This window comes from Streptomyces sp. NPDC104761 (assembly GCF_055583445.1).
In genome coordinates this window covers 207,416-229,055 of record NZ_JBVJNZ010000010.1, presented here as the reverse complement: position 1 = coordinate 229,055, position 21,640 = coordinate 207,416, and the positions used below count along the sequence as shown (strand labels likewise).

24 protein-coding genes and 1 pseudogene are annotated in these 21,640 nt (G+C 71.6%); 17 read left to right on the top strand and 8 right to left on the bottom strand.

Annotated elements, in window-relative coordinates; translation table 11 throughout:
* Positions 1-12 precede the first annotated feature (12 nt).
* From ACZ63F_RS26860 to ACZ63F_RS26850, 3 genes are all read right to left on the bottom strand, one after another.
* Complete coding sequence (locus ACZ63F_RS26860) at positions 13-798, bottom strand: hypothetical protein (RefSeq protein ID WP_469714339.1); 786 nt, start codon at positions 796-798, stop codon at positions 13-15.
* The gene (locus ACZ63F_RS26855; protein ID WP_469714336.1) at positions 795-1,325 is read right to left on the bottom strand and encodes a SigE family RNA polymerase sigma factor; all 531 of its coding nucleotides are present in this window, start codon (positions 1,323-1,325) and stop codon (positions 795-797) included. Before ACZ63F_RS26855 ends, ACZ63F_RS26860 begins: the two co-directional genes overlap by 4 nt.
* 473 nt (positions 1,326-1,798) lie before the next feature.
* On the bottom strand, positions 1,799-2,173 hold the full coding sequence (locus tag ACZ63F_RS26850; RefSeq protein WP_469714334.1) for an STAS domain-containing protein: 375 nt from the start codon (positions 2,171-2,173) through the stop codon (positions 1,799-1,801).
* Positions 2,174-2,341: 168 nt separating this feature from the next.
* On the opposite strand from ACZ63F_RS26850, the gene ACZ63F_RS26845 reads away from it, so the two are divergent.
* The gene (locus ACZ63F_RS26845; RefSeq protein WP_352356553.1) at positions 2,342-2,572 is read left to right on the top strand and encodes a DUF5133 domain-containing protein; all 231 of its coding nucleotides are present in this window, start codon (positions 2,342-2,344) and stop codon (positions 2,570-2,572) included.
* A gap of 217 nt (positions 2,573-2,789) precedes the next feature.
* Here the strand turns inward: ACZ63F_RS26845 and ACZ63F_RS26840 are convergent, their stop codons facing one another.
* The 4 genes and pseudogenes from ACZ63F_RS26840 to ACZ63F_RS26825 all read right to left on the bottom strand — a co-directional run bounded on the left by ACZ63F_RS26840 (position 2,790) and on the right by ACZ63F_RS26825 (position 5,500).
* Positions 2,790-3,755: an LLM class F420-dependent oxidoreductase gene (locus ACZ63F_RS26840; RefSeq protein WP_469714329.1), complete on the bottom strand. Its 966-nt coding sequence runs from the start codon at positions 3,753-3,755 to the stop codon at positions 2,790-2,792.
* A gap of 51 nt (positions 3,756-3,806) precedes the next feature.
* On the bottom strand, positions 3,807-4,151 hold the full coding sequence (locus tag ACZ63F_RS26835; RefSeq protein ID WP_457696309.1) for a hypothetical protein: 345 nt from the start codon (positions 4,149-4,151) through the stop codon (positions 3,807-3,809).
* 237 nt (positions 4,152-4,388) lie between these two features.
* On the bottom strand, positions 4,389-4,559 hold the full coding sequence (locus ACZ63F_RS26830) for a hydrophobic protein (RefSeq protein WP_093498613.1): 171 nt from the start codon (positions 4,557-4,559) through the stop codon (positions 4,389-4,391).
* Between the two features lie 279 nt (positions 4,560-4,838).
* Positions 4,839-5,500 (bottom strand): annotated as a pseudogene (locus tag ACZ63F_RS26825) (GAF and ANTAR domain-containing protein).
* A 399-nt stretch (positions 5,501-5,899) separates the two neighbouring features.
* Between ACZ63F_RS26825 and ACZ63F_RS26820 the strand changes: the two are divergent.
* The 5 genes from ACZ63F_RS26820 (at position 5,900) to ACZ63F_RS26800 (ending at position 9,704) form a co-directional block, all read left to right on the top strand.
* The gene (locus ACZ63F_RS26820) at positions 5,900-7,429 is read left to right on the top strand and encodes an FAD-dependent oxidoreductase (RefSeq protein ID WP_469714326.1); all 1,530 of its coding nucleotides are present in this window, start codon (positions 5,900-5,902) and stop codon (positions 7,427-7,429) included.
* Between the two features lie 249 nt (positions 7,430-7,678).
* Positions 7,679-7,807: a hypothetical protein gene (locus ACZ63F_RS26815; RefSeq protein WP_469714324.1), complete on the top strand. Its 129-nt coding sequence runs from the start codon at positions 7,679-7,681 to the stop codon at positions 7,805-7,807.
* 10 nt (positions 7,808-7,817) lie between these two features.
* The gene (locus ACZ63F_RS26810) at positions 7,818-8,498 is read left to right on the top strand and encodes a HemK2/MTQ2 family protein methyltransferase (protein ID WP_469714323.1); all 681 of its coding nucleotides are present in this window, start codon (positions 7,818-7,820) and stop codon (positions 8,496-8,498) included.
* The gene (locus ACZ63F_RS26805) at positions 8,482-8,706 is read left to right on the top strand and encodes a CDGSH iron-sulfur domain-containing protein (protein ID WP_352356541.1); all 225 of its coding nucleotides are present in this window, start codon (positions 8,482-8,484) and stop codon (positions 8,704-8,706) included. Before ACZ63F_RS26810 ends, ACZ63F_RS26805 begins: the two co-directional genes overlap by 17 nt.
* The gene (locus ACZ63F_RS26800; protein ID WP_469714321.1) at positions 8,703-9,704 is read left to right on the top strand and encodes an iron-containing redox enzyme family protein; all 1,002 of its coding nucleotides are present in this window, start codon (positions 8,703-8,705) and stop codon (positions 9,702-9,704) included. Before ACZ63F_RS26805 ends, ACZ63F_RS26800 begins: the two co-directional genes overlap by 4 nt.
* 21 nt (positions 9,705-9,725) lie before the next feature.
* On the opposite strand, the gene ACZ63F_RS26795 is transcribed toward ACZ63F_RS26800, so the two are convergent.
* Positions 9,726-10,052 (bottom strand): plasmid stabilization protein, encoded by a 327-nt coding sequence (locus ACZ63F_RS26795; protein WP_469714319.1) that lies wholly within the window; start codon positions 10,050-10,052, stop codon positions 9,726-9,728.
* A gap of 248 nt (positions 10,053-10,300) precedes the next feature.
* On the opposite strand from ACZ63F_RS26795, the gene ACZ63F_RS26790 reads away from it, so the two are divergent.
* The 11 genes from ACZ63F_RS26790 to ACZ63F_RS26740 all read left to right on the top strand — a co-directional run bounded on the left by ACZ63F_RS26790 (position 10,301) and on the right by ACZ63F_RS26740 (position 21,593).
* On the top strand, positions 10,301-11,548 hold the full coding sequence (locus ACZ63F_RS26790) for a PP2C family protein-serine/threonine phosphatase (RefSeq protein ID WP_469714317.1): 1,248 nt from the start codon (positions 10,301-10,303) through the stop codon (positions 11,546-11,548).
* Positions 11,549-11,594: 46 nt separating this feature from the next.
* Positions 11,595-11,879: a hypothetical protein gene (locus ACZ63F_RS26785; protein WP_469714315.1), complete on the top strand. Its 285-nt coding sequence runs from the start codon at positions 11,595-11,597 to the stop codon at positions 11,877-11,879.
* A gap of 135 nt (positions 11,880-12,014) precedes the next feature.
* A complete protein-coding gene (locus ACZ63F_RS26780; RefSeq protein ID WP_469714313.1) occupies positions 12,015-13,235 on the top strand; it encodes an FUSC family protein in 1,221 nt (406 codons plus the stop codon).
* Positions 13,216-13,512: a DUF6480 family protein gene (locus ACZ63F_RS26775; RefSeq protein WP_469714311.1), complete on the top strand. Its 297-nt coding sequence runs from the start codon at positions 13,216-13,218 to the stop codon at positions 13,510-13,512. The genes ACZ63F_RS26780 and ACZ63F_RS26775 overlap by 20 nt, the downstream gene beginning before the upstream one ends.
* 19 nt (positions 13,513-13,531) lie before the next feature.
* On the top strand, positions 13,532-14,863 hold the full coding sequence (gene guaD, locus ACZ63F_RS26770; RefSeq protein WP_469714309.1) for a guanine deaminase: 1,332 nt from the start codon (positions 13,532-13,534) through the stop codon (positions 14,861-14,863).
* A gap of 174 nt (positions 14,864-15,037) precedes the next feature.
* Positions 15,038-15,376: a helix-turn-helix domain-containing protein gene (locus ACZ63F_RS26765; RefSeq protein ID WP_469714307.1), complete on the top strand. Its 339-nt coding sequence runs from the start codon at positions 15,038-15,040 to the stop codon at positions 15,374-15,376.
* 228 nt (positions 15,377-15,604) lie between these two features.
* Positions 15,605-15,811 (top strand): cold-shock protein, encoded by a 207-nt coding sequence (locus ACZ63F_RS26760; protein WP_352356523.1) that lies wholly within the window; start codon positions 15,605-15,607, stop codon positions 15,809-15,811.
* 433 nt (positions 15,812-16,244) lie between these two features.
* The gene (locus ACZ63F_RS26755; RefSeq protein WP_469714305.1) at positions 16,245-17,696 is read left to right on the top strand and encodes a DEAD/DEAH box helicase; all 1,452 of its coding nucleotides are present in this window, start codon (positions 16,245-16,247) and stop codon (positions 17,694-17,696) included.
* 175 nt (positions 17,697-17,871) lie between these two features.
* Positions 17,872-18,210, top strand: a complete 339-nt coding sequence (locus ACZ63F_RS26750; RefSeq protein WP_469714558.1) for a CBS domain-containing protein — start codon at positions 17,872-17,874, stop codon at positions 18,208-18,210.
* 83 nt (positions 18,211-18,293) lie between these two features.
* Positions 18,294-18,581, top strand: coding sequence for an SCO5918 family protein (locus tag ACZ63F_RS26745; RefSeq protein ID WP_469714303.1), 288 nt, complete (start codon positions 18,294-18,296; stop codon positions 18,579-18,581).
* Between the two features lie 339 nt (positions 18,582-18,920).
* Positions 18,921-21,593, top strand: coding sequence for a WD40/YVTN/BNR-like repeat-containing protein (locus tag ACZ63F_RS26740; RefSeq protein ID WP_469714302.1), 2,673 nt, complete (start codon positions 18,921-18,923; stop codon positions 21,591-21,593).
* Positions 21,594-21,640 lie beyond the last annotated feature (47 nt).

The window sequence follows — 21,640 nt, the reverse complement described above, 5'->3', positions numbered from 1 at the left end:
GCACAGCGCGGTTCACCGGGTCGGGACGAATCCTCCCCGGACCGACGAGGAGCCGCCCGAACCCTGCGCGTCGACGCGGTAGCCGTCGCCCGCGACACCGTGCCCACCGGTGCCGTTGTTGAACTGGGCGGCGAACTCATGGCTCCCGGCCGGCACGGTCAGCCCCGGCTTGAGGACCCAGCGGTAGACCAGCGTGCCGCCGGCCTCCTGGGTGGTGACGGTGAAGTCATCACTCGGCAGGGTCTGCCAGGTGCCGGTGTTCTTCACCCCGCCGGTCTGCACGATCCGGATCTCGATCGTGAGCGAGGTGAGCGGCTGGGTCGTCTTGAGGGCGAGGTCGCTCTGCGTCCAGTAGACGTTGCTGCGCGGGTCCACCGAGCCGGCCGACCACAATGGTCCGTTCCCGCTCTCGTCGGCGGTCGGCGATGGACTGGTGGCCGCCGGAGTCGGGCGCGAGCTGCCCGGGGTGGTGACGGGGGCCGGTGCGACAGGGGTGGGGCGGGCCGACGTCGGGTGCGGGGAACCGACGGTCGGGGACGGGCTGGCAGGCGTGGTCACGGTGGGCGACGGCGACGAGGTGGCGACGATGGCGGCGACGGCGAGGCCGCCGGTGGCCAGGATGCCGGTGGCGGCGAGCCCGGCCAGCGCGACCCTGATCCAGGACCTCGCGAACGGCCGCGCGCGGTGACGGACGGCGGGGCCGGCCATGCCGCGTTGCACCCGGGCCAGCATCCTCGCGCGGTCGGGCCGGTGGGCCTCGGCGGCCTCGCGCAGCCGACGGTCGATCTCCTCGTTCACCGGTTCCTCCTCCCTGCCACCAGGTCCCCGGCCGCGTGTGCGCCCAGCATCCTTTCCAGCTCGGCCATTGCCTTCGAGGTCTGGCTCTTCACCGTGCCGACCGAGATGCCCAGCGCCACCGCCGTGTCCTTCTCCGACAGGTCGAAGGCGTGCCGCAGCACCACGCAGGCGCGCTTGCGGAACGGCAGCCGGGCGAGCGCCGCGCGGACGTCCAGCACGGCCGCCATGTCCGGCCCCTCCACCTTCTCGGGGCTGCGGGACCAGAACAGCGTGATCCGACGTCGCTCCCGCACCGTGCTGCGGATCCGTCCGCGCGCCATGTTGGCCACCACACCGCGGGCGTAGGCGAGCGGGTGGTCGGCCTGCCGCAACCGGTCCCAGCGCTGCCACAGGGCGACCAGGGCATCCGCCGCGAGGTCGTCCGCCGCGTCGGTCTCCCCGGTCAGGAGGTGTGCCAGACGGGCGAGTTCGGCATAGTGGCGTTCGAAGAACTCGTGGAACTCCGCGGACGCGTCATCGAGGACCATCCCCCGGCCGCCCTCTCCTGGCAATGATGTGCGCGTTGGTTGCACGTTTAACAACAACGGGGGGCGCATCCTAACAGTGTCCGGCCGGGCATTCGAACAGCGGTCGTGCTCGGTTGCGGGGCGGTGAAGGCTGACCGGCCGGCTGGTCAATGCCGGGCGAACCGGACGCCGGTCGCCGGCGCGACGTCCGGCTGCAGGCCGTGAAAAGCGGCGCCAAGGGGATGCCCGTGACCAGTCCGCGCCCGCGCCACGGTTGCGGCGAGGCGTGCTTCGTTGCCGTCATGCCCGTCCATCCGGTAGTTCGACTCGGTCTTCCGGCTCCCAGTTGCCGCAGAGGACGAGAAGGTTGCCGCCCCGACGCCGTTTTCCCGGCGACCGGTGCACGGCACGAACGGCGACGTCACCTTCGCGGGTCGTCGCCGGGGACGTCGTCGTTGTCGTCGCGGTACGCCCCGCAGTGCTCGGGCCTCGCCTCAGGGAACGATGGCGTCCCGCACCGTCGGTCGGATGTCCAGAACCTTGTCCGCTCCGGTCAGTTCCAGGACCCGCCGAAGCTGGTGCGCGGGCCTGGCCAGGCGCAGGCGGTGGCCGTGGTGGAAGTTCAGCAGCACGGCCAGGACGGTGGAATCGGCAAAGGTCACCCCGGCCGCGTCCACGACGACCGTCGCGTAGGTGGTGGCCGCGTCCTGCAGGGCTGTGGCGAGGAGGGGGGTGGAGTTGGCGTCGAAGGCGCCGTGAACGGCCACCACCCAGGCACCTTCCTGCTCGTGCTGGGTCAGCTGGGGCAGCGACGCCGCCTGCGACGTGGTCGGGTCCGGCCGGCTTTCGCCGCCGTTCGCGGAACTCATGCCGGTGAGTATGCCGCGAAGGTCCCGCACCTGGGAGGAGACCTCGGAGGCTGAGCGGTGAAGGGGGTGCCGTGTACGAAGTCGCCGACTTGCACCGCATACGCGGATCGGCCGGGGGTATCCGCCTCGCGAACGACAGGTTCAGGTTCACGAGAATGGAGAGCCCCGGTGCTGATGGCCCACCCCGCGGTGTTGGAGGACCTCATCGAGCAGTACGAGACCCTGCGCGCGCTGCACGCCGAGAACGGCAGCCACGCCGCACGGCAGCGGATGGACGACGTCGCCTACACCCTGTGTGTGGCCACCGGCACCCGAGACGTCGACGCCGCACTCATCGCGGCCCGGCACCGACTGCCCGGCGCCCGCCCCCAGGACGACTCCCTGCTCACCGCCGGCTGACCCGGCCCCGGCGCCGGCGGAGGGACCGGGAGGGAGCCGGCGGAGGGACCGGGAGGGACGGGTCACTCCTCGTCGGTGAAGACGTTGGTGGTCAGGCGCCCGAGCAGGTCAGCGGGATCACCTCCCACCAGGTGACGACGTGCGGGTGGCGGGTGTCGACGTCGACGAGCGTTCCGTCGACGTCGAAGATCGCCGTACGTGTCGCGGCGTCGAATGCTCACAGTTCGCGGAGGGCGGGCAGCAGCTTCTGCTCGGCCCACTCCAGGTACGGCTCCTGGTGTTCCCCGCCGATCTGGACGAGCGCGACCTCGGTGAACCCGGCGTCGACAAAGGGACGCACGGCGGTGACAACGGCGTCCACGTCGTCACCGCACGGAATGGACTCGGCCACGTCCTCGGGCCGTACGAACTGGGTGGCCCCCGCGAACGCCGCGGGTCCCGGCAGCTCGGAGTTGACCGGCCACCCTCCGCCGAACCAGCGGAACTGGTCGTGGGCGCGGGCGATCGCCGCGTCGCGGTCGGTGTCGTAGCAGAGGGGCAGTTGGCCGACCTTGGGCTTGCCCGTGCCGCCGTGCCGTTCGAAGGCGGAGATCAGCTCCGGCCTGGGTTCGGTGGCGATCAACAGGTCGGCCAGATGACCCGCGAGTTCGCACGAACGGTCGCCGGAGACGGCGACGCCGATCGGCGGGGGCGCGTCGGGCAGGTCCCACAACGTGGCGTTCTCCACATCGAAGTGGACGCCGTGATGGTTGACGTTCCCGCCCGCGAAGAGCGCACGGATGATCTCGACGGCCTCCTCCAGCTTCTCCAGGCGGACGGGCGCGGCAGGCCAGCCACCACCCACCACGTGCTCGTTGAGGTTCTCCCCCGAACCGAGGCCGAGGCGGAAGCGGCCCTCGGAGAGGAGTTGCAAGGTGGCGGCCTTCTGCGCGACGACGGCCGGGTGGTAGCGGGTCGTCGGGCAGGTCACGTACGTCATGAGGGGGATGCGTTCGGTGGCCTGCGCGGCGGCACCGAGCACGCTCCACGCGTAGGAGGCGTGGCCCTGGGACTCGAGCCAGGGGAAGTAGTGATCGGACGTGACCGAGAAGTCGAAACCGGCCTGCTCGGCCCCCACCACGTGGGCCACCAGCTCCCGTGGACCGGCCTGCTCGGTCATCATCGTGTACCCGATCTGCACCATGGCGCTTCTCTCCTCAGGCGTCTGGGTGTGCGGGGACGGACGTCCGTCCCGTCACCGCTTGGTGGCGAGCCGCAGGTCGAGCTCCTTCTCCTGGTCTCCCGACGCCGTGCCCTGCTCGTCCACGGCGAATGCGGCACCCAGGGCCTCGCGGAGCCGGTCCACGGCGAGGTAGGTGCCCTGAAGGGTGGCGGAGACCGAGCCCTCCAGAGGGATCGGATCGGTCGGGATCCACTCCTGCGTCGGCTCGAACTCCGCGCTCCACACGGTGGAGCGGTCGCCGGGCTGCTCCTTGGGCAGGTCGTCGGCGGGACGGTCGGTCGGGAACGCGGTGCGCAGGACGCCGAAGACGGTGGCGGCGTCCTGCTGGGACGCTCCGGTGAGTGACACGGTGGCCATCAGGCTCACCCTCCTTTGATGCTCTCCTTCGGGGACGGTCACGGGGCGTCCGCTCCAGCGCCGCCCGCCTCCGCTTCCACAACACGCGGAGCGCCGGCAGGGCGGTTCGTCGGCGCGGTGCCCGTGCGGGGCGCTCAGGTACCCCGACGGCCGACGATGATGCTGCGTGCACACGAGTGAAGGACCCGCCCACGGTTGCGGACGGGTCCTTCAGCGGAGGCGCGGGGTGCCGTCAATTCACCATCGGTACCAGCGACCCCGGCCGCCCCCTGTGGTGGTGGACCGCATGACGAAGCCCAGGAGCCACACCACCAGGACGACCACCGCGACCCACCAGAGGACCTTCAGGGCGAAGCCCGCGCCGAACAGAATGAGTGCCAGAAGCAGGACGAGAAGCAGGGGAACCATCGTTATCAACCTCCTGCGCCCCGATTGCCCTGCGGTCGCCCGTTCATTCTTCGCCGATGCCTTGTTTATGGAGGGAAACTCGGGGCATTTCGCTGGACAGGCATCCGCGCACACGACGTGCAGGGCACGGTAGGGCGACGTCGCGGGTGTAGGGCCGGAGCCCGGGGGTAATCGGGGCAGGCTGGTGAGGGAGCGGCGCCGCGCCTGGGGAGGTCTGGCGCCGCTCCCTGCCCGAAGGCCCGATCCCGATGGAGCCGCGCCGGGAAGCCGTCGTTCAGGTCACGACAGGGCGCCTTCTTCGCAGACCCGGCGGGCGACCTCGCGCAGTTTGATGTTGCTGGTCTGGGAGTAGCGGCGCAACACGTTGAAGGCTTCTTCCTCGGTGAGGCGGTGGCTGCCCATGACGATGCCCATGGCCTCGCCGATGAGGTGCCGGGTGGCGAGGGCCTGTTCCAGCTGGGCGTGGGAGCGGGCGGCGGAGAAGGCGACCGCGGCATGGGAGGCCAGCAGCACCCCGGCCGTCTCGCTGGTGGTGGTGAAGGTGCCGGGCTCGCGGGAGTAGAGGTTCAGGGCGCCGAGGTCTTCGTCCTCGGTGAACAGCAGGAAGCCCATCATGCTGCCCACGCCGAGCTTGTGGGCCTGGGGGCGTAGGCGGGCCAGCGCTGGACTTCGGCGGTGAGGTCCGCGATGCGGAACACCCGTTCCCCGCGCGAGCTGTGGGCGGCGTCGAAGCAGGGGCCTTCTCCCAGGCGTTCCTGGAGCCGGTCGCTGTCGATGGCCAACTGGTGGGTGGGAGCGAGGGTCTCCACGTGCTCGTCGTGCAGGACGAGGATGCCGGCCGCGTCACAACCGTCCACCAGCTCCGTGGCCGAAGCGGTGATCCGTTCCAGTGTCGCGGCCACCGAATCCTGGGCCAGCAGATCCCGCGCCATCGACGCCATCTCCTGTGCGAACCGACCCCAGTCCACCGTGTTCTCCTTCGCTCGTCCCACACCGGACCAGCCTTCTACCCAGCCTTCCACGACACCGCCACGCGGCAGGGGAAGGAAGTTCAGGCCCGCGGCAGCCACAGTCGCCGCGAACCCGGGTGTGGCTGCCGCATCCGGCGGGCAAGGCGCAGGTCGGCGCTCGGCTCGGCCGCGATCCGCCGCTGCGCCGCATCGCCGGGGCGGCCCGTCGTACGCCGTCACCATGGGTCTGAACCCGGTACCGCCGCGGGGTGGTGGGCGGTCCGGGAACCCGGGCGAAGAAGTGGTCCTGTGGCTTCTGCGCTGGTTCCCGGTGTCACGTCATCGGGATGGGAACCCGGCTGCCATGAACGTCGAGACAGGGGTGCGGCCATGAAAGACACCGAGAGCGGAATCCGAGGGTCGTACTGGCTGGAGACGGCGCCGCCCGGCGAACCCGCACCGCCACCGTCGGGTGACCTCTCCGTCGAGGTCGCCGTGATCGGCGGGGGCATCGCCGGGCTCAGTACGGCCTGGGAGCTGGTCCGGCAGGGGCGCGAGGTGGCCGTTCTGGAGGCCGGTCGGCTGGCCGCCGGCGTCACTGGGCACACCACGGCGAAGCTGACCGCTCTGCACACCCTGGTCTACGACCACCTGCGCCGCACCCGCGGCCCCGAGGGCGCGCGGCTGTACGCGCGGTCGCAGAGCGAGGCGATCCGGCGCGCCGCCGAACTCGTGGCGGAGCTGGGCATCGACTGCGCGTGGGAGGAAGCGGCGGCCTACACCTACGCGCGCGATCCCGAGCGGGTGGCGGAACTGCGCGCGGAAGCGCTGGCGGCGCGGGAGGCGGGGCTGCCCGCCGAGTTCGTGACGGAGACGGAGTTGCCGTTCCCGGTGGCCGGGGCGGTCCGGGTGACCGGGCAGGCCCAGTTCCATCCCCGGAAGTACCTGCTGGCGCTCGCGGACGACCTGCGCCGGCGTGGCGGCACGGTGTACGAGGGGACACGGGTGGTGGGCCTGACCGAGGGCGAGCCCTGTGTGCTGGAGACGGACGCGGGCGTGTCGGTGCGTGCCGAGAAGGTCGTCGTCGCCACCCACTACCCGGTCTTCGACCGGGCGCTGCTGTTCACCCGGCTCTCCCCGCGCCGCGAGCTGGTCGTGGCCGGTACCGTCGACGAGGCCCTGGCCCCGCTGGGCATGTACATCACGCCCGAGCAGGGCACCCGGTCCGTGCGCAGCGCCCCCTACGGTGACGGCAAACGCCTGCTGATCGTCACCGGCGAGCACTTCACGCCCGGCACCGCCGACGTCGAGGAGCGCTTCGCCCGGCTCTCCGCGTGGGCCGCCGACCACTTCCCCGGGCTGACCCCGACCCACCGCTGGGCCACCCAGGACAACGACTCCACCGACTCCGTGCCCCTGGTCGGGCCGCTCCACCCCGGCAGCCGTCACGTCTACGTGGCCACCGGGTTCGGCGGCTGGGGCCTGAGCGGCGGCATCATGGCGGGCCGCCTGATCAGCGACCTCGTCGGCGGTCGCGAGGTGGAGTGGGCCGGGCTCTACGACCCGCGGCGGGTGGGTCCCGTCGTACGCGAGGGGGCCTCGTTCCTGAAGCACCAGGCTCAGGTCGCCCGCCACTTCGTCGGCGACCGGCTGCCCTCCGTGACCGGCCCCCGGCCCCAGGACCTCGCCCCGGGCGACGGCACCGTGGTGCGGCTCGGCGGGCACCACTGCGCGGTCCACCGCGACGAGAGCGGCCAGCTCCGTGCCGTGTCCGCCGTCTGCACCCACCTCGGCTGCCTCGTCGCCTTCAACCGCGCCGAACAGGCATGGGAGTGCCCGTGCCACGGCTCCCGCTTCGCCCCGGACGGCCGGATCCTCCAGGGCCCCGCCGTGAAGCCGCTGGAGAAGCGAGAACTGTGAGACACGCGGGGTTGCGAGCCGGCGGCGGCCGGTTGCGCATGGCTCATGGCTCGTGTGCAGGGGGCGCCGCGCGCGAACGCTCGACTCCCACCTGGCCGGATTCGACGTGAGCCGACGCTTTTTTCACGCAAGTCTCCGGTATGAGGAGCTATCGGGTTTTCGGCTCACGACCTCGGAAACCCGGCGATGGCACCACCGACCTCCGCCGTAGCACCTGTGCCCGGCGGTCTCCCTGGCATCGGAGCCCCTGTGAAAGCCCTCGTCGTCAACCGCACGCCCAAGAAGTCCCCCGAGCCCTCCACCGGCCGCACCAGGGCCGACAACCTCATCGGCGTGGCGCGGGCCCTGACCGCGCAGCCGGTGCGGGTGTCCGGCTGAGGAGGGCACGGTGACCGCAGACTCGCTCCCCGCCGTCCGGCCGCTGCGCTGCTGGGCCCCGCGGGGCGTGTACACGCCCCAGACCGACACCCGGCTCCTGCGACGGGCACTGCGACGGGAGCGCATCACCCGGGACACGGATGTCCTGGACCTGGGCACCGGCAGCGGCATGCTCGCGATGGAGGCGGCCCGGCTCGGCGGCCGGGTCACCGCCGTCGACATCTCCTGGCGGGCCGTCGCCGTCACCTGGATCAACGCCCTGCTCAACGGGCAGCGCCTGCGGGTGCGCCACGGTGACCTGACGGCAGCGCTGCCCGGCGGCCGACGGTTCGACCTGGTGATCGCCAACCCGCCCTATGTGCCCGCTCCGGGCGACGCACCTCCCCGAGGCTCCGCCCGGGCGTGGGACGCCGGCGCGGACGGCCGGATGCTGATCGACCGCATCTGCGACACCGCGCCACGGGTCCTGCGGCCCACGGGAACGCTTCTGATCGTGCACTCGCATCTGTGCGGCACCGGCGCCACGCTCACCCGTCTCGCGGCGGCCGGGCTGAGCGCGCAGGTGGTGGAGCGGACCAGGCTGCCCTTCGGGCAGGTCCTGCGCTCCCGCCTCGACTGGCTGCGCGAACGCGGCCTGGCAGCCGACGGGACGACCGAGGAACTGGTGGTGATCCGTGCCGAACACACCTGAGCGGCCCTGCCGCATCCGCGTCCAGCGCGACGGACCCCTCCTCGTGGAAGGGCCGGTCGAGGTGGTGGGTGAGGACGGCGTGGTGACGGAGTCCAGGCGTTTCGTGGTGGCCGTCTGCACCTGCCGGCGCAGCCGGACCTTCCCCTGGTGCGACACCAGCCACCGCTGCCGCGGCAAGCAACCCGCTGAAGGCGGCGATGCCTCGTGATCCGACCGCTTTCCCCGCCGCTGCCCGAGGCCCGCGGTCCGCTCTCGGCCGCCGTGATCGCCGCTCTGCGCGGTGCGGATGCGGCCGGCGTGCCGTCCCCGGCGCGCTGCTCGCCGTACGGCGACGACCTCCAGCTCGCCCTCTACGTCCTCTACGAACTGCACTACCAGGGCTTCGACGGCGTCCCCGACGCATGGGAGTGGGACAGCGGACTGCTGGGCGTCCGCGCCGCACTGGAGGGCCGCTTCCTGGAGGCGCTCCGCACGGACGTGCCCGTGACGGAGGGCGCGGACACCGCCGCGCGGGCTCTCGACGAGCTCCAGGTCGAGCCGGCCACCGACCCCGGGGACAGCGTCTCCCACTTCCTCCAGGCCGAGGGCAGCCTCCAGCAGCTACGGGAGTACGCCGCGCTGCGCTCGCTCTACCACCTCAAGGAGGCCGACCCGCACGCCTGGGTCATCCCCCGGCTGCGCGGGCGGGCCAAGGCGGCCATGGTCGCCGTCGAGTACGACGAGTTCGGCGCGGGCCGCGCCGACGAGATCCACGCGGAACTCTTCGCCGCCCTCATGGCGGACCTCGGCCTGGACACGGCGTACGGCCGGTACGTCGACGCCGCACCGGCCGAGGCGCTCGCCACCGTCAACCTGATGTCCCTGCTCGGTCTGCACCGCTCGCTGCGCGCCGCACTAGTCGGGCACTTCGCCGCCGTCGAGGTGACCTCGTCCCCGGCCTCGCGCCGGCTGGCCGAGGCGATGCGCCGGACCGGCGCGGGCCCCGCGGCCGTACGGTTCTACACCGAACACGTCGAGGCCGACGCCGTCCACGAACAGGTCGTACGCCACGACGTCGTCGGCGGACTCCTGGAGAGCGAGCCGCACCTGGACGCCGACGTGGTCTTCGGGATCCGCGCCACCGGCTGCCTGGAGGACCGCCTCGCCGCCAGGCTCCTCACCCCTTGGCGCGAGGGAACCACGGCGCTGCGCGGCAACGTACCGTGATTCCCTCGCAGAGGTCTGGTCTCACCGGCCGAGGGCGTTCTGCAACTGCTGCTTCGTCATCGACGACCGGCCCTCGATGTTGCGCTTCTTCGCCTCTTCGTACAGCTGGTCCCTGGTCGGCCCCTCCGCACCGCTGTGCGAGCGCTGCCCGCCGCGCTGCGACGCCGACTTCGGGTCACGGGTCGAGGTCCTGCTCGCGGTCTTCGACTCGCCCGACCTGGCCCGCTCCTTGTTGACCGTGCGTGCCGCGATCTCCTCGGCCCGCTTCGTCGACTCACCGCGGTCCTGGGCGCTCTTCTTGACGTGTTCGTACTGACGCTCCCGCTTGGAGCTCGATCCAGCAGGCATGACGCCTCTCCTTCCACATTCGGGCCCGTCTGCCGCGTGCCGAGTTCCCCCGCAGCCACGGCGGAAGCACCACTCGCACGCGTTTCCGCGGCCGCGGGGCACGCGCCGCGGAGGCAGGGGAACTCCAGCAGCGCCCTGAGCGGGGGTGTCGAACCGGGCCGGGAAGCGGCGGCCGCAGGGCAGGCTCATGGACCGGGCGGACCCGGGTACCCGGGACGGTGCCGCATGTGGTGCGGCCGGGAAGAGCCATGTCGATCCCCATGTCGATCCCCACGAACTGCGGGCGGATGCTGCGTGAGCTGATGCAGGCTGCTCACCTGGCGGCGCTCGACGATCTGCCCGGCCTCATCGCCTCCCACGCGGCGCGCGTCGGTCTGCGGGACGTGGCCGTCTTCGCGGTGGACCTCCAGGAGAAGGTGCTGCGGCAGCTCACCGGAGAGGGCGACGACGCGGGCAGCGGCGGTGAGCAGCTGAACATCGACGCGACGGTGCCCGGCCGCGCCTACCAGCGCGTCGCCATCGTCGCCGAGACCGCGCGTGAGGGGCAGTTGCGGCGCTGGTGGGTTCCGGTGACCGACGGTGTCGCACGGATCGGCGTCCTGCGGGCCGACACCGCCGAGGGGACCGACACCACCGCGGGCGACCGGGACGACCCTCGGCAGGACCTTCGCGACCTGGCCTCGCTGGTGGCGTTGCTGCTGCTGAGCAAGCGGTCCTTCAGTGACTCCTTCGCCCGGCTGGTGCGGACCGAGCCCATGAACGTGGCCGCGGAGCTGCAGTGGAACCTGATGCCACCCGCCGCCTACGCGGGGCGGGACGTGACCCTCGGCGCCATGATCGAGCCGGCCTACGAAGTGGGCGGTGACGCCTTCGACTACGCCGTCAGCGGCAGGACGCTGCACCTGTCCGTCTTCGACGCCATGGGCCACGACACCACCGCCGGACTGACCGCCACCCTCACCGTCGCAGCCTCCCGCAACGCCCGGCGCCAGGGCGCTTCGCTCGTCGAGACCAGCCAGGCCGTCGAACAACTGCTGACCGCCCACTTCGGCGCCACCCGCTACGTGACCGGCATCCTCGCCGACCTCGATCTCGACACCGGAACGCTGACCTGGATCAACCGCGGGCACCACCTGCCGCTCGTGGTCCGCGACGACCGCTGGACCATCGAGCTCACCTGCCCGCCCGCCGCACCGATGGGCACCAGCCTCGATCTGCCCGTCGCCGTGCGCCACCACCAGCTCCAGCCCGGCGACCGGCTCCTCCTCTACACCGACGGCATCGTCGAGGCCCGCGACGCGCAGGGCCACGAGTTCGGCCGGGACCGCTTCGTCGACTTCATCGTGCGCCACCACTCCGGCCGCCAGACGCTCCACGAGACCCTCCGCCGGCTGATGCACGCCGTCGTCGAACACCACGCAGGCCATCTGGACGACGACGCGACCGTGCTCCTCGCCGAATGGCGCGCCGGCCATCAGGACGAGCTCATGCCGTGACTCGCCGTGGGATGCGGACAGGCTTTGACGGGGAGAGGCTGGGGTCATGGGTGTGGGGTCTGCAGTCGTGGAGCCGCCCGGCGGATCCGGTGGCCGCCGCGTGTATCTCGACGGCCGGTACCTGGGCACGGCGTACTCCCTGCACGAGTTGACGCTGTTCCTTCAGCACGTCGGGCTCGTGTGCGGGGACGAGCTGGACGTGGCCGAGTCGGGGCGAGTGGAGTGGTACGGCGGCGGCCCCGAGGTCTGGCCGCGCCAGGGAGGCGGGCGGGAGTGCTGGGCGGTGCCGGGCGGGCCGGCCCCGCTGGCGAAGGGTACGCACCGGGCCTGATCGGATACGGACACCGGCGGGTGTCCGGCGGACCTGCCGGACATCCTCGCGTCACCTGCCGTGCGCGCTCGACCGACTCCCGTGATGGTGGTCACAAGGCGCATCCGGGGCGTCCGATGTGGCACTGGCTGTGTCATGGAGTGGAGTGGACCTGGCTGGGCGGCACGGGCGGTGCGGCGGCAGAGCGGAGCCGCCGTGCGGGCGGTGCGGCGAGTGTGGACGGAGCCGGGCCGTGAACGCGATCTGGCGGTACAAGCCGTCAAGGCGGCACTGGCCGCCTGTCTGGCGTGGGGGGTGGCCGGATGGTGGCTGCAGGCGCCGGTGGCTTTCGTCGCTCCCTGGGTGGCGGTCGTACTCGTGGAGTCGACCGTGTACCGGTCGCTCGCGCACGGCTTGCAGCAGCTGGCGGCGATCGCGGTGGGCACGGTGGCGGCGACCCTCGTCGCGCTGGTGCTGGACAACACGATGGCCGCGATGGCGGTGGTGCTCCCGGCGGTGCTGCTGCTGACGCGGTGGCAGCGCCTGGGCAGTCAGGGCATCTATGCCGCCACCGCCGCGTTGTTCGTCCTGACCAGCGGGCAGGTCACCTTCGTCACTTCGGGGGCGCGGGTCGCGGAGGCGGTCTTCGGTGCGGTGGTCGGTATCACGGTCAACGCGGTGATCCGGCCCCCGGTGTATCTGCGCGACACCCGTGCCGCCCTCCAGGACGCGTCCGAAGAAGCGCAGGAGATCCTCTGCGCGGTGGCCGAGGGGCTGGCCCGGGGAGAGTGGGACGAGCATGTGGCCGGGGTCTGGCACGAGCGTGCGCTGCGCCTGGGGCGCCTGGTCGAGCAGGCCCGTTCCGCGGTCGGCTGGAGCCGCGAGAGCATGCGGGGCAACCACCGCGGTCGCGGTCCGCGTGCCGTGTCCCCGCCCGGCAGGACGTACGACGACGCACTGGCCGTACTGGACCATGTCGCCGTGCACCTCCAAGGCGTGACCCGCACCGTGCGGGAGATCGCCGGCCACCACGACGAGGCGGTACGCCCCGGCCCGCGCATCACCGGCCCCTACGCCGACGTCCTGCACCACGCGGGCCGGGCGATCGGTCTCTACGGCCGGACCAGGTTCGCGGAGACCGGCACGGAGCCGAACGCCCAGGAGGCGCTGCGCGGGACCGCCGAGGAACTGCGCCGGAGTCTCGACGAACTCCACCGGACACTGCCCGACGCCGTTCAGGCAGATCCCGGCACCCTGGCGACGCACGGTGCGCTGCTGGCCCACGCCCGACGGCTGACCGCTCAGCTCGGTCCTGATCCCGCACCGGGCCGAACCCCCGGACTCGAACCGGGCGGCGGTGTGCCACCCGGTGGGTGAAACCCCACCCGCTGAGGGGAGCATCTCCGGCATCTCCCCTCCTGAGCCGCCCGAGCCGCCCGAGCCGCGCAAGGGGTGGGCGGCGATGCCGCTCGTCCTGATCATGAAGGGTGCCGGCCCGGACACGCGTGGGGGAATCCAGCCGGCCACGAGGCGGCCGGAATCAACGGCAGAGGAATCATCAGCGCTCACCGGGTACTCCGCATCCATCTGGTCAGGTCGCCCCGGCGCCCGCACCCGCACCTCATCCGCAGCGCCGACTGGCCATCAGCTCTGACAGCGGGAGGGGAGGCGAGGTGACACCGGCAGTGACGGCGGTGCGCGGACGGCTCGTGTGGTTCCGGGACGATCCTTTCCTGACCGACCGTGAGAGCGCCTTCGTCCACGAGGAGGATGGCCTGCTCGTGTGCGAGAACGGCGTCATCGTCGCGGCCGGCGGCTACGCGGCACTTCGCGACCGGCTGCCCGAGGGCACCGAGCCGGTCCACTACCCGGATCACGTGATCACCGCGGGCTTCGTCGACACGCACACCCACTACGTCCAGACGGCGATCGTCGCCGCGTTCGGCTCGCAGCTCATCGACTGGCTGAACCACTACACCTACGTCGAGGAACAGCGGTTCTCCGACGCCGAGTACGCACGCCGGACCGCCTCCGTCTTCTGCGACGAGCTCCTGCGCAACGGGACGACCACGGCCCTCACCTTCTGCGCCGTGTATCCCCAGTCGGTCGACGCACTGTTCGAGGAGGCCTCCCGGCGGAACATGCGGATGGCCGCGGGCAAGGTACTGATGGACCGCAACGCCCCGGACCGCCTGCTGGACACCGCCAGGACGGGCTACGACGATTCCAAGGGCCTGCTGGAGCGATGGCACGGCAAGGGCCGCAACCTCTACGCGATCACGCCCCGTTTCGCGCCCACGAGCACCCCGGAGCAGCTGGAGGCGGCCGCGGCGTTGTGGCATGAGTGTCCCGGGGCGCTCATGCACACGCACGTCTCGGAGAACGCCGGAGAGATCTCATGGGTGCGCTCCCTCTTCCCGGAGCGACAGGGATACCTCGATGTGTACGACCACTACGGGCTCCTCGGGCCCCGGGCGGTCCTGGCACACGGCGTGCACCTGACCCGCATCGAGCGCGACCGGTGCGCGGAGGCCGGCGCGGCCCTCGCCCACTGCCCCACCTCGAACCTCTTCCTGGGCAGCGGCCTGTTCCGCATCGATGACGCCAAGGACCCCCGCCGGCCCCTGTGCGTGGGCCTGGGCACGGACATCGGCGCCGGTACGACCTTCTCGCTGCTCGCCACCATGAACGAGGCGTACAAGGTGGCCAAACTGGCCGACCACCCGCTCGACTCGGTCAAGGCGTTCTACCTCGCCACCCTCGGCGGTGCCCAGGCCATGGGCCTCGACGACCGGATCGGCACCCTCGAACCCGGGCACGAAGCCGACTTCGTCGTCCTGGACCCCAAGGCCACCCCGCTCCTCGCCCAGCGCACCACGCGCGTCGCCGACATCGAGGAACTGCTGTTCGTCCTGGCGGTCCTGGGCGACGACCGTGCCGTACGGGCCACCTATGTGGCGGGCGAACTCGCCCACGACCGCGACACGGCACCCACGGAAGGCTGACGGCAGGTGCCACGTACGCGGAAGCAGCCCGGACGGAAATCTGTCACGGCGAGTCCACATGTCTGCGCCCGCCGCCGATAGGGTTGTGGCTACGACGCAGAGGGTGCTGATTCCTCCTGAGCGCGGGTGCCACGCACTCTGGGTCCTGCGCAGAGCTCCCGGAACGAAGGTGTCATGCCCGTTGAGAACGGCCCCGTCGTCGGAAACCTCGACGATGACGACTACCCCGCCTACACCATGGGCCGGGCCGCCGCCGTGCTCGGCACCACCCCCGCCTTCCTCAGGGCCGTCGGGGAGGCCGGGCTGATCACGCCCCTGCGCTCGGAAGGCGGACACCGCCGGTACTCCCGCCGCCAGTTGCTCGTCGCCGCCCGCGCCCGCGAACTGGTCGGCCAGGGCACCCCCATCGAGGCCGCGTGCCGCATCATCTCCCTGGAGGACCAGCTGGACGACGCCCTCCGCCTGAACCGCGACATACGCCGGAAGCTGGACGAGGGCGACGCTCATATCTAGTTCCGCCGGTGCAGAAATACCGGTTCCGGCGGGATGAGAATTGCCTGGCCGCCCCCAAAGTGTATGGCCGGGTTCGCCCGGCTGTGTTAGCGTGACAGCCGTTGCAGTTTTGGTTACCACAGGTCTTTTCTTTGCATGGCTTTCCGGATCTTTCCGGAGGGGTGATCATTGCGACGACTCGGTTCCGCAGAGTGCGGGTCCGATACTGCCCCCCGAGGGAGATTCAATATGGCATCTGGCACCGTGAAGTGGTTCAACGCGGAAAAGGGCTTCGGATTCATCGCGCAGGACGGCGGTGGCGCTGACGTGTTCGCCCATTACTCGAACATCATCAGCAACGGCGGCTTCCGCGAGCTTCAGGAAGGCCAGAAGGTCAGCTTCGACGTCACGCAGGGCCAGAAGGGCCCGCAGGCCGAGAACATCGTCGCTGCCTGAGACCGACGCGCAGCGTCGCGAGCCAGCGGCTCGCGCATCACGTGGCTGGGGCCCGCGCTCCTGGGGTGCGGGCCCCAGCCATTGCGTTGTCCGTACACCCCGACACCTGGACAGCCGATCTCCGTAGTTTCCGGGGGTTGCCGGGGTTTCCGGAATCTCCGGGCATCCGGGACCTTCGGCTTTCCGGGACCTTCGGCTTTCCGGGACCTTCGGCTTTCCGGGATCTTTGGGTTTACGGGATCTCCGGGCTTCCGGGACCGTCGGGTTTCCGGGTATCCGGGATCTCCGGGTCTCCGGATTGACGACAGCCCCGGCTTCGGTACCGAGAGGCCAGGCGTTCCGTTTTTTCTTCGGCTCATTCTTGTGATTCCTCGTACGGCCGCCCGCCGTCTGACGGAATTCCTCGATACGCCGTATCGAGGAAGGTTCCGTCTTGAACCGCACCCGTCGTACCACCGGCACCTCCGGTCGCTCCCGCGTGAACGGGAGTGCCCCGCACTCGGCAGGCTCCACGCACGGAAGCCGTTTCCGCAAGCAGGACGCGGGCCACCAGGGTCCCCGTCCGGGCAGCGGGCGCAAAAGCCGTCAGGGAGCGAACTCCACCGCACGGCGACAGGAGTTCGCTCCGCCCGTCACCCTGACCGAACCGCTGCCCGCGGTCGAGGCGTTCGCCGAACTGGACATGCCCGTACGGCTGCTGGCGGCGCTCCGCGCCGAGGGGGTGACCGTGCCCTTCCCCATCCAGGCGGCCACCCTGCCCAACGCGCTCGCCGGCCGGGACGTGCTGGGCCGGGGTCGTACGGGCTCGGGGAAGACGCTCGCCTTCGGCCTGCCGGTGCTGGCCCGTCTCGACGGGCAGCGCGCCCAGTCCCGGCAGCCGCTTGCCCTCGTCCTCGTCCCCACCCGGGAACTGGCCCAGCAGGTCACCGACGCGCTCGCGCCCTACGCCCGCGCCCTCCGGCTGCGGCTCGCCACCGTGGTGGGCGGCATGTCGATCGGCCGCCAGGCGAGTGCTCTGCGCGGCGCGGCCGAGGTCGTCGTCGCGACGCCCGGCCGTCTCAAGGACCTCATCGAGCGGGGCGACTGCCGGCTGGACCGGGTCGCCGTCACCGTCCTCGACGAGGCCGACCAGATGGCCGACATGGGCTTCATGCCGCAGGTGACCACGCTCCTCGACCAAGTCCCGTCGGGCGGACAGCGGTTGCTGTTCTCGGCCACCCTGGACGGTGACATCGACCTCCTGGTGCGCCGCTACCTCCACGACCCCGTGGTGCACTCGGTCGACCCGCCGGCGGGCAGCGTCTCCACCATGGCGCACCACCTGCTGCACGTGCGCGGCGCCGACAAGGACACCACCGTGACCGAGATCGCCGCCCGCGACGGCCGCGTGATCATGTTCCTGGACACCAAGCACGCGGTCGACCGGCTGACCGAGCACCTGCTGTCCGTCGGAGTGCGCGCCTCGGCCCTGCACGGCGGCAAGTCCCAGCCGCAGCGCAACCGGACGCTCGCCCGGTTCAAGGACGGCCACGTCACGGCCCTCGTGGCCACCAACGTCGCGGCCCGCGGAATCCACGTCGACCACCTCGACCTGGTCGTCAACGTCGATCCGCCCGGCGACCACAAGGACTACCTGCACCGCGGCGGCCGTACCGCCCGGGCCGGCGAGTCCGGCACCGTCGTCACCCTTGTCCTGCCGCACCAGCGCCGGGCGGTGGACCGCCTGATGGCCGACGCCGGCATCACCCCGCACACGGCCAGGATCCGCCCCGGCGCGCCCGAACTGCACGCCATCACCGGAGCCCGGACCCCGTCCGGCGTGCCGGTCACCGTCCGCGCGCCGGCCGCCGTCGGACGACGCTCCGCCCCCGGGCCGACCGCATAGCCCGGCCACGGGGAACGCGCCCCCGCTCCCGGCCAGGCCGAGACGCCGCGCTCCCGCCCGCCCCGACGAAGAGGAGAAGCCCTTGACGCCGAGCACGCCGACGACACCGACTCCGCCGCCCCGGGCACACCGGTCCGGCAAGGCCGACGGCACCGGTCTGACCGCCCGCGACGCCATGCTGTACGCCCCCGGACCGCAGGTCGACGACCACATGGCGGTCGACGTGGCCCTGTCCGTGCTCATCGGGGCTCGCGTCCCGCACCTGCTCCTCCAGGACGAGGACGGGCGGTGCGCGGGACTGGTCACCCGGGCCCAGCTCACCGCGCACCGCGGCGGTTCGTGGTTCAGCGACCGGACCCGGCTGCGCGACATCCCGCTCGACCGCGGGCCGTTCACCGCGTCGGCGGCCGCGCTCGGCGACGCGGAGGCGGCCATGCGGGTCCGGATACTGAACGTTTCCCCCGTGGTCGACGACCACGGCTACGCCCTGGGCGTCCTCGCGCTCACCCCCTGACCACGCCGTCCGGCCGCCGACGCGCGTCGGGCCTTCTCCAGAGCCGTTCCCCGGTGTTCTCACTCACTCCTGCGGAGGCATCCATGCGCTGTGTCATTGCCCGTTTCCCCTTCGACCTGACCAAGAGCGAGGTCGAGCAGTCGATGGGCGGCATCACGCCCGAACCCGTCACCGGCGTCTCCGTGACCATCGAGGGCCGCGTCTACCCCGTGATGCAGGTCGGGGAAGTGATCACCAGGCAGAACCGCCGGGACTTCACGTCGTTCGAGATGCGGCGCGCCCTGACCCGGCTCGGCTTCACCTGCCACGACGCGCCCCCGCCCGCGCCGCTCCGGGATGCGCGAGCCGACGAGGGCGCGCTCGGCTGGTGACGACGTGCGTGATCAAGGCGACGCATGCGCCGTTCGCCGGCTGGAAAGCCGGGGACCTGGGACTCGGCCGCGGTGAGGATGCCCGGCGGCAACCGGTAGGGCCCGGCCGGGCCCCGCACTGAGTCCCCGGCGGTCCCACCCGGAGTCCCCGGCGGTCCCACCCGCAGTCCCCGGCGGTCCCACCCGGAGTCCCGGCGGCGGAGCGACGGGGCGGGGGGGCTTTCCGGCCATGTGAAGTGACAGGTTCTGGTCAAGGGATGTCCAAAAGCCGGACGGCCCCTGCCGGCGGTGGTCGGGTCGTCCCCGACGGCTGTACCCGTTCCCGATGGGGAGGACCCGGTGTCAGCACCGACCCGTAAGAGACGTTGGTTCACGATCTGCGCCATCACCGCGTCCGCCGCGCTCGTGGCGGTACCCGCCGGCGCGGCGGCCGGCCCGGACGGCGGTCCCTTCGGGGCCCGCGCGCTCGCCCGGCTGGCCGCCGAGCGGATGCACTCGGTGGGTGCCGCAAGCCCCGAAGCGAAGGCCGAGGACGGCGGTGGTGGCGACGGAGGCGACGACGGCAACGAGGCCGACGAGATAGCCGAGGGCGCGGACCAGTACGCGGAGGCCCGCACCTCACCCGGCGTCGTCGCACCCGGCGCGTACGGCGCCGCCTGGACCGACCTGACCAACCTGTCGAGCACCGGCAACAGGTGGCGCAACGTCACCGACCTGCCGTACAACTCGGACGACCCGCGTTACCGGGACTACGACTCCAACTCCAGCGGCGGCTCGGGCAACGTGACCGGCCGGATGGCCGCGATGGCCGCCGACGACGACGGATACGTGTACGCGGGCAGTGCGGGCGGCGGAGTGTGGCGTTCACGCACCGGGGGCGGCCACTGGCAGCCCATCAGCGACAGGCTGCCCTCGCAGTCCACCGGCGCGCTCGCGCTGGACGGCACCGGGCGGCTGTGGCTGGGCACCGGCGAGGCGACGACCAACGCGGACGCCTACCTCGGCAGCGGCGTCTACGTCCTGTCCGACCCGCACCACGGCACCTTCGCCTCCCGCAGCCGGGTCGGCGGCGACGAGCTGGAGTCCACCACCATCCACGAACTCCGCTTCGGCGGCGGCAAGGTGTGGGCGGCGACCAGCGAGGGCGTGTGGAGCCACTCCACGAAGAAGCTCACCGGCGCCTGGAAGCTGGAGTTCGCGCCCAACCCCGACTACCTGCCGGGCGGTTCCCTCGCGAACGACGCCTCGGCCGCGTACAAGAACATCGCCAACGACATCGCGATCGACCCCAAGGACCCGTCCAAGGTGGTCCTCGCGGTCGGCTGGCGCAGCGGTGACGACTACAACGGCTTCTACACCAAGGGCTCCGGCGGCACCTGGACGCGGATCACCAGCGGCCTGGGCGACCTGCCCGCCGACGCGGACGACGTCGGCAACGTCACCTTCGCGCGCTCGGCCGACGGCTCGCGCTACTACGCCATCGACCAGTCCCCGGAACAGCTGAACACCAACCCGGACAGCGGCCTGGAGGGCATCTACGTCTCCAAGTCCGGTTCTCCCACCGGCCCGTGGACGAAGATCGCCGACTACCAGGGCCTGGCCGCCGACGGCTCGGCGCTCACCAGCAGCGGCTACATGCCGGGCGTGCAGGCCTGGTACAACCAGTTCCTGGCCGTCGACCCGGCGAACGCGGAGCACGTGTACGCGGGTCTTGAGGAGGTCTACGAGACGAAGGACGGCGGCACCAGCTGGTCGACCGTCGGCCCGTACTGGAACTTCGGCTTCCCGTGCTGGAGCATCGACCCGGCCAAGCAGACGGGCGACTGCAACCAGACCACCCACTCCGACCAGCACGGCGTGGCGATCGGCAGCTACCACGGCAGGAGCTTCGTCTACGTCGGCAACGACGGCGGCGCCTACAGGCGTCCGCTCAACGGCTCCCAGGACGCCTCCGGGCACGCCACCGACTGGACCTCGCTCAACGACGGCACCATCGACACCCTCCAGTACTACTCGGTGGGCGTCGGCAAGGACCTGACCTACGGCGGCGTCTCCGTCACCGGCGGCCTGCAGGACAACGGCCAGTCGATCCTGCGCAGCAACGACAAGGTCATGGGCTCCGACTTCGGCGGCGACGGCGGCGACACCCTCACCGACCCGGCCAACGGCTGCAACATCGCCGAGGAGTACGTCTACCTGGCCGTCCAGGTGACCCAGAACTGTGCGGTGAACGACGGGAGCTGGGTCACCGACCCCAGCAGGATCACGTCGTACAACGTGGCTCCCGCCGACAACGCCACCGGTGAGGCCCGCTTCATCGCCCCGATCACGGCCGACGCGAAGAACAGCTCGACCTGGATCGCCGGCGGCCGCCACATCTGGGTGCAGACCCACGGCTACGCCATCCGCAGCGGCGACGAGTGGACCAGCGTGTACGACCTCGGCGCAGGCCGCACCGCGACCGCCGTCGCGGCCTCGGGCGGCAAGGTGTACGCGGCCTGGTGCGGCCCCTGCAACAACCAGGGCTTCGCCCGCGGCATCTCCGTCGGCAACGCGGACGGCACCGGCTGGCACGACATCACCCTGCCGAGCACGGGCGCGGACGGCACCGTGCCCAACCGCTACCTCGCCGGTTTCGCCGTCGACCCGAAGAACGCCGACCACGTCTTCCTCGCCGTCAACGGCTTCTCCCGGCACTGGACCGAGGGTCCCGGCGCGGGCGTGGGCCACGTATTCGAGTCCACCGACGGCGGCACCACCTGGAAGGACATCTCGAAGAACCTCCCCGACGTGCCGACGAACTCCGCGGTCGTCACACCGAACGGCGGCCTCGCCGTCGCCACCGACCTCGGTGTCGTCTACCGCGCACCGGGCCGCACGACCTGGAAGCGCGTCGGCAGCCTCCCGGCCGTCGCCGTGCTCCAGCTCAAGCTGAGCCCGGACGGCAGGACGCTGTACGCGGCCACCCACGGCCGCGGCATCTACACCACCGACGTGCGCGACTGCCACTGAAGCAAGTGGCGCAAGTGGGGTAGGTGGCGCAGCTGACGCAGTGACGT

Bases quoted from the DNA above. Each gene is read 5' to 3' on its own strand.
- ACZ63F_RS26855 (WP_469714336.1), bottom strand. From the start codon at position 1,325: ATGGTCCTCGATGACGCGTCCGCGGAGTTCCACGAGTTCTTCGAACGC.
- ACZ63F_RS26850 (WP_469714334.1), bottom strand. From the start codon at position 2,173: ATGAGTTCCGCGAACGGCGGCGAAAGCCGGCCGGACCCGACCACGTCG.
- ACZ63F_RS26840 (WP_469714329.1), bottom strand. From the start codon at position 3,755: ATGGTGCAGATCGGGTACACGATGATGACCGAGCAGGCCGGTCCACGG.
- ACZ63F_RS26835 (WP_457696309.1), bottom strand. From the start codon at position 4,151: ATGGCCACCGTGTCACTCACCGGAGCGTCCCAGCAGGACGCCGCCACC.
- ACZ63F_RS26830 (WP_093498613.1), bottom strand. From the start codon at position 4,559: ATGGTTCCCCTGCTTCTCGTCCTGCTTCTGGCACTCATTCTGTTCGGC.
- ACZ63F_RS26820 (WP_469714326.1), top strand. From the start codon at position 5,900: ATGAAAGACACCGAGAGCGGAATCCGAGGGTCGTACTGGCTGGAGACG.
- ACZ63F_RS26795 (WP_469714319.1), bottom strand. From the start codon at position 10,052: ATGCCTGCTGGATCGAGCTCCAAGCGGGAGCGTCAGTACGAACACGTC.
- ACZ63F_RS26790 (WP_469714317.1), top strand. From the start codon at position 10,301: ATGTCGATCCCCATGTCGATCCCCACGAACTGCGGGCGGATGCTGCGT.
- ACZ63F_RS26785 (WP_469714315.1), top strand. From the start codon at position 11,595: ATGGGTGTGGGGTCTGCAGTCGTGGAGCCGCCCGGCGGATCCGGTGGC.
- ACZ63F_RS26780 (WP_469714313.1), top strand. From the start codon at position 12,015: ATGGAGTGGAGTGGACCTGGCTGGGCGGCACGGGCGGTGCGGCGGCAG.
- ACZ63F_RS26765 (WP_469714307.1), top strand. From the start codon at position 15,038: ATGCCCGTTGAGAACGGCCCCGTCGTCGGAAACCTCGACGATGACGAC.
- ACZ63F_RS26760 (WP_352356523.1), top strand. From the start codon at position 15,605: ATGGCATCTGGCACCGTGAAGTGGTTCAACGCGGAAAAGGGCTTCGGA.
- ACZ63F_RS26750 (WP_469714558.1), top strand. From the start codon at position 17,872: ATGCTGTACGCCCCCGGACCGCAGGTCGACGACCACATGGCGGTCGAC.
- ACZ63F_RS26745 (WP_469714303.1), top strand. From the start codon at position 18,294: ATGCGCTGTGTCATTGCCCGTTTCCCCTTCGACCTGACCAAGAGCGAG.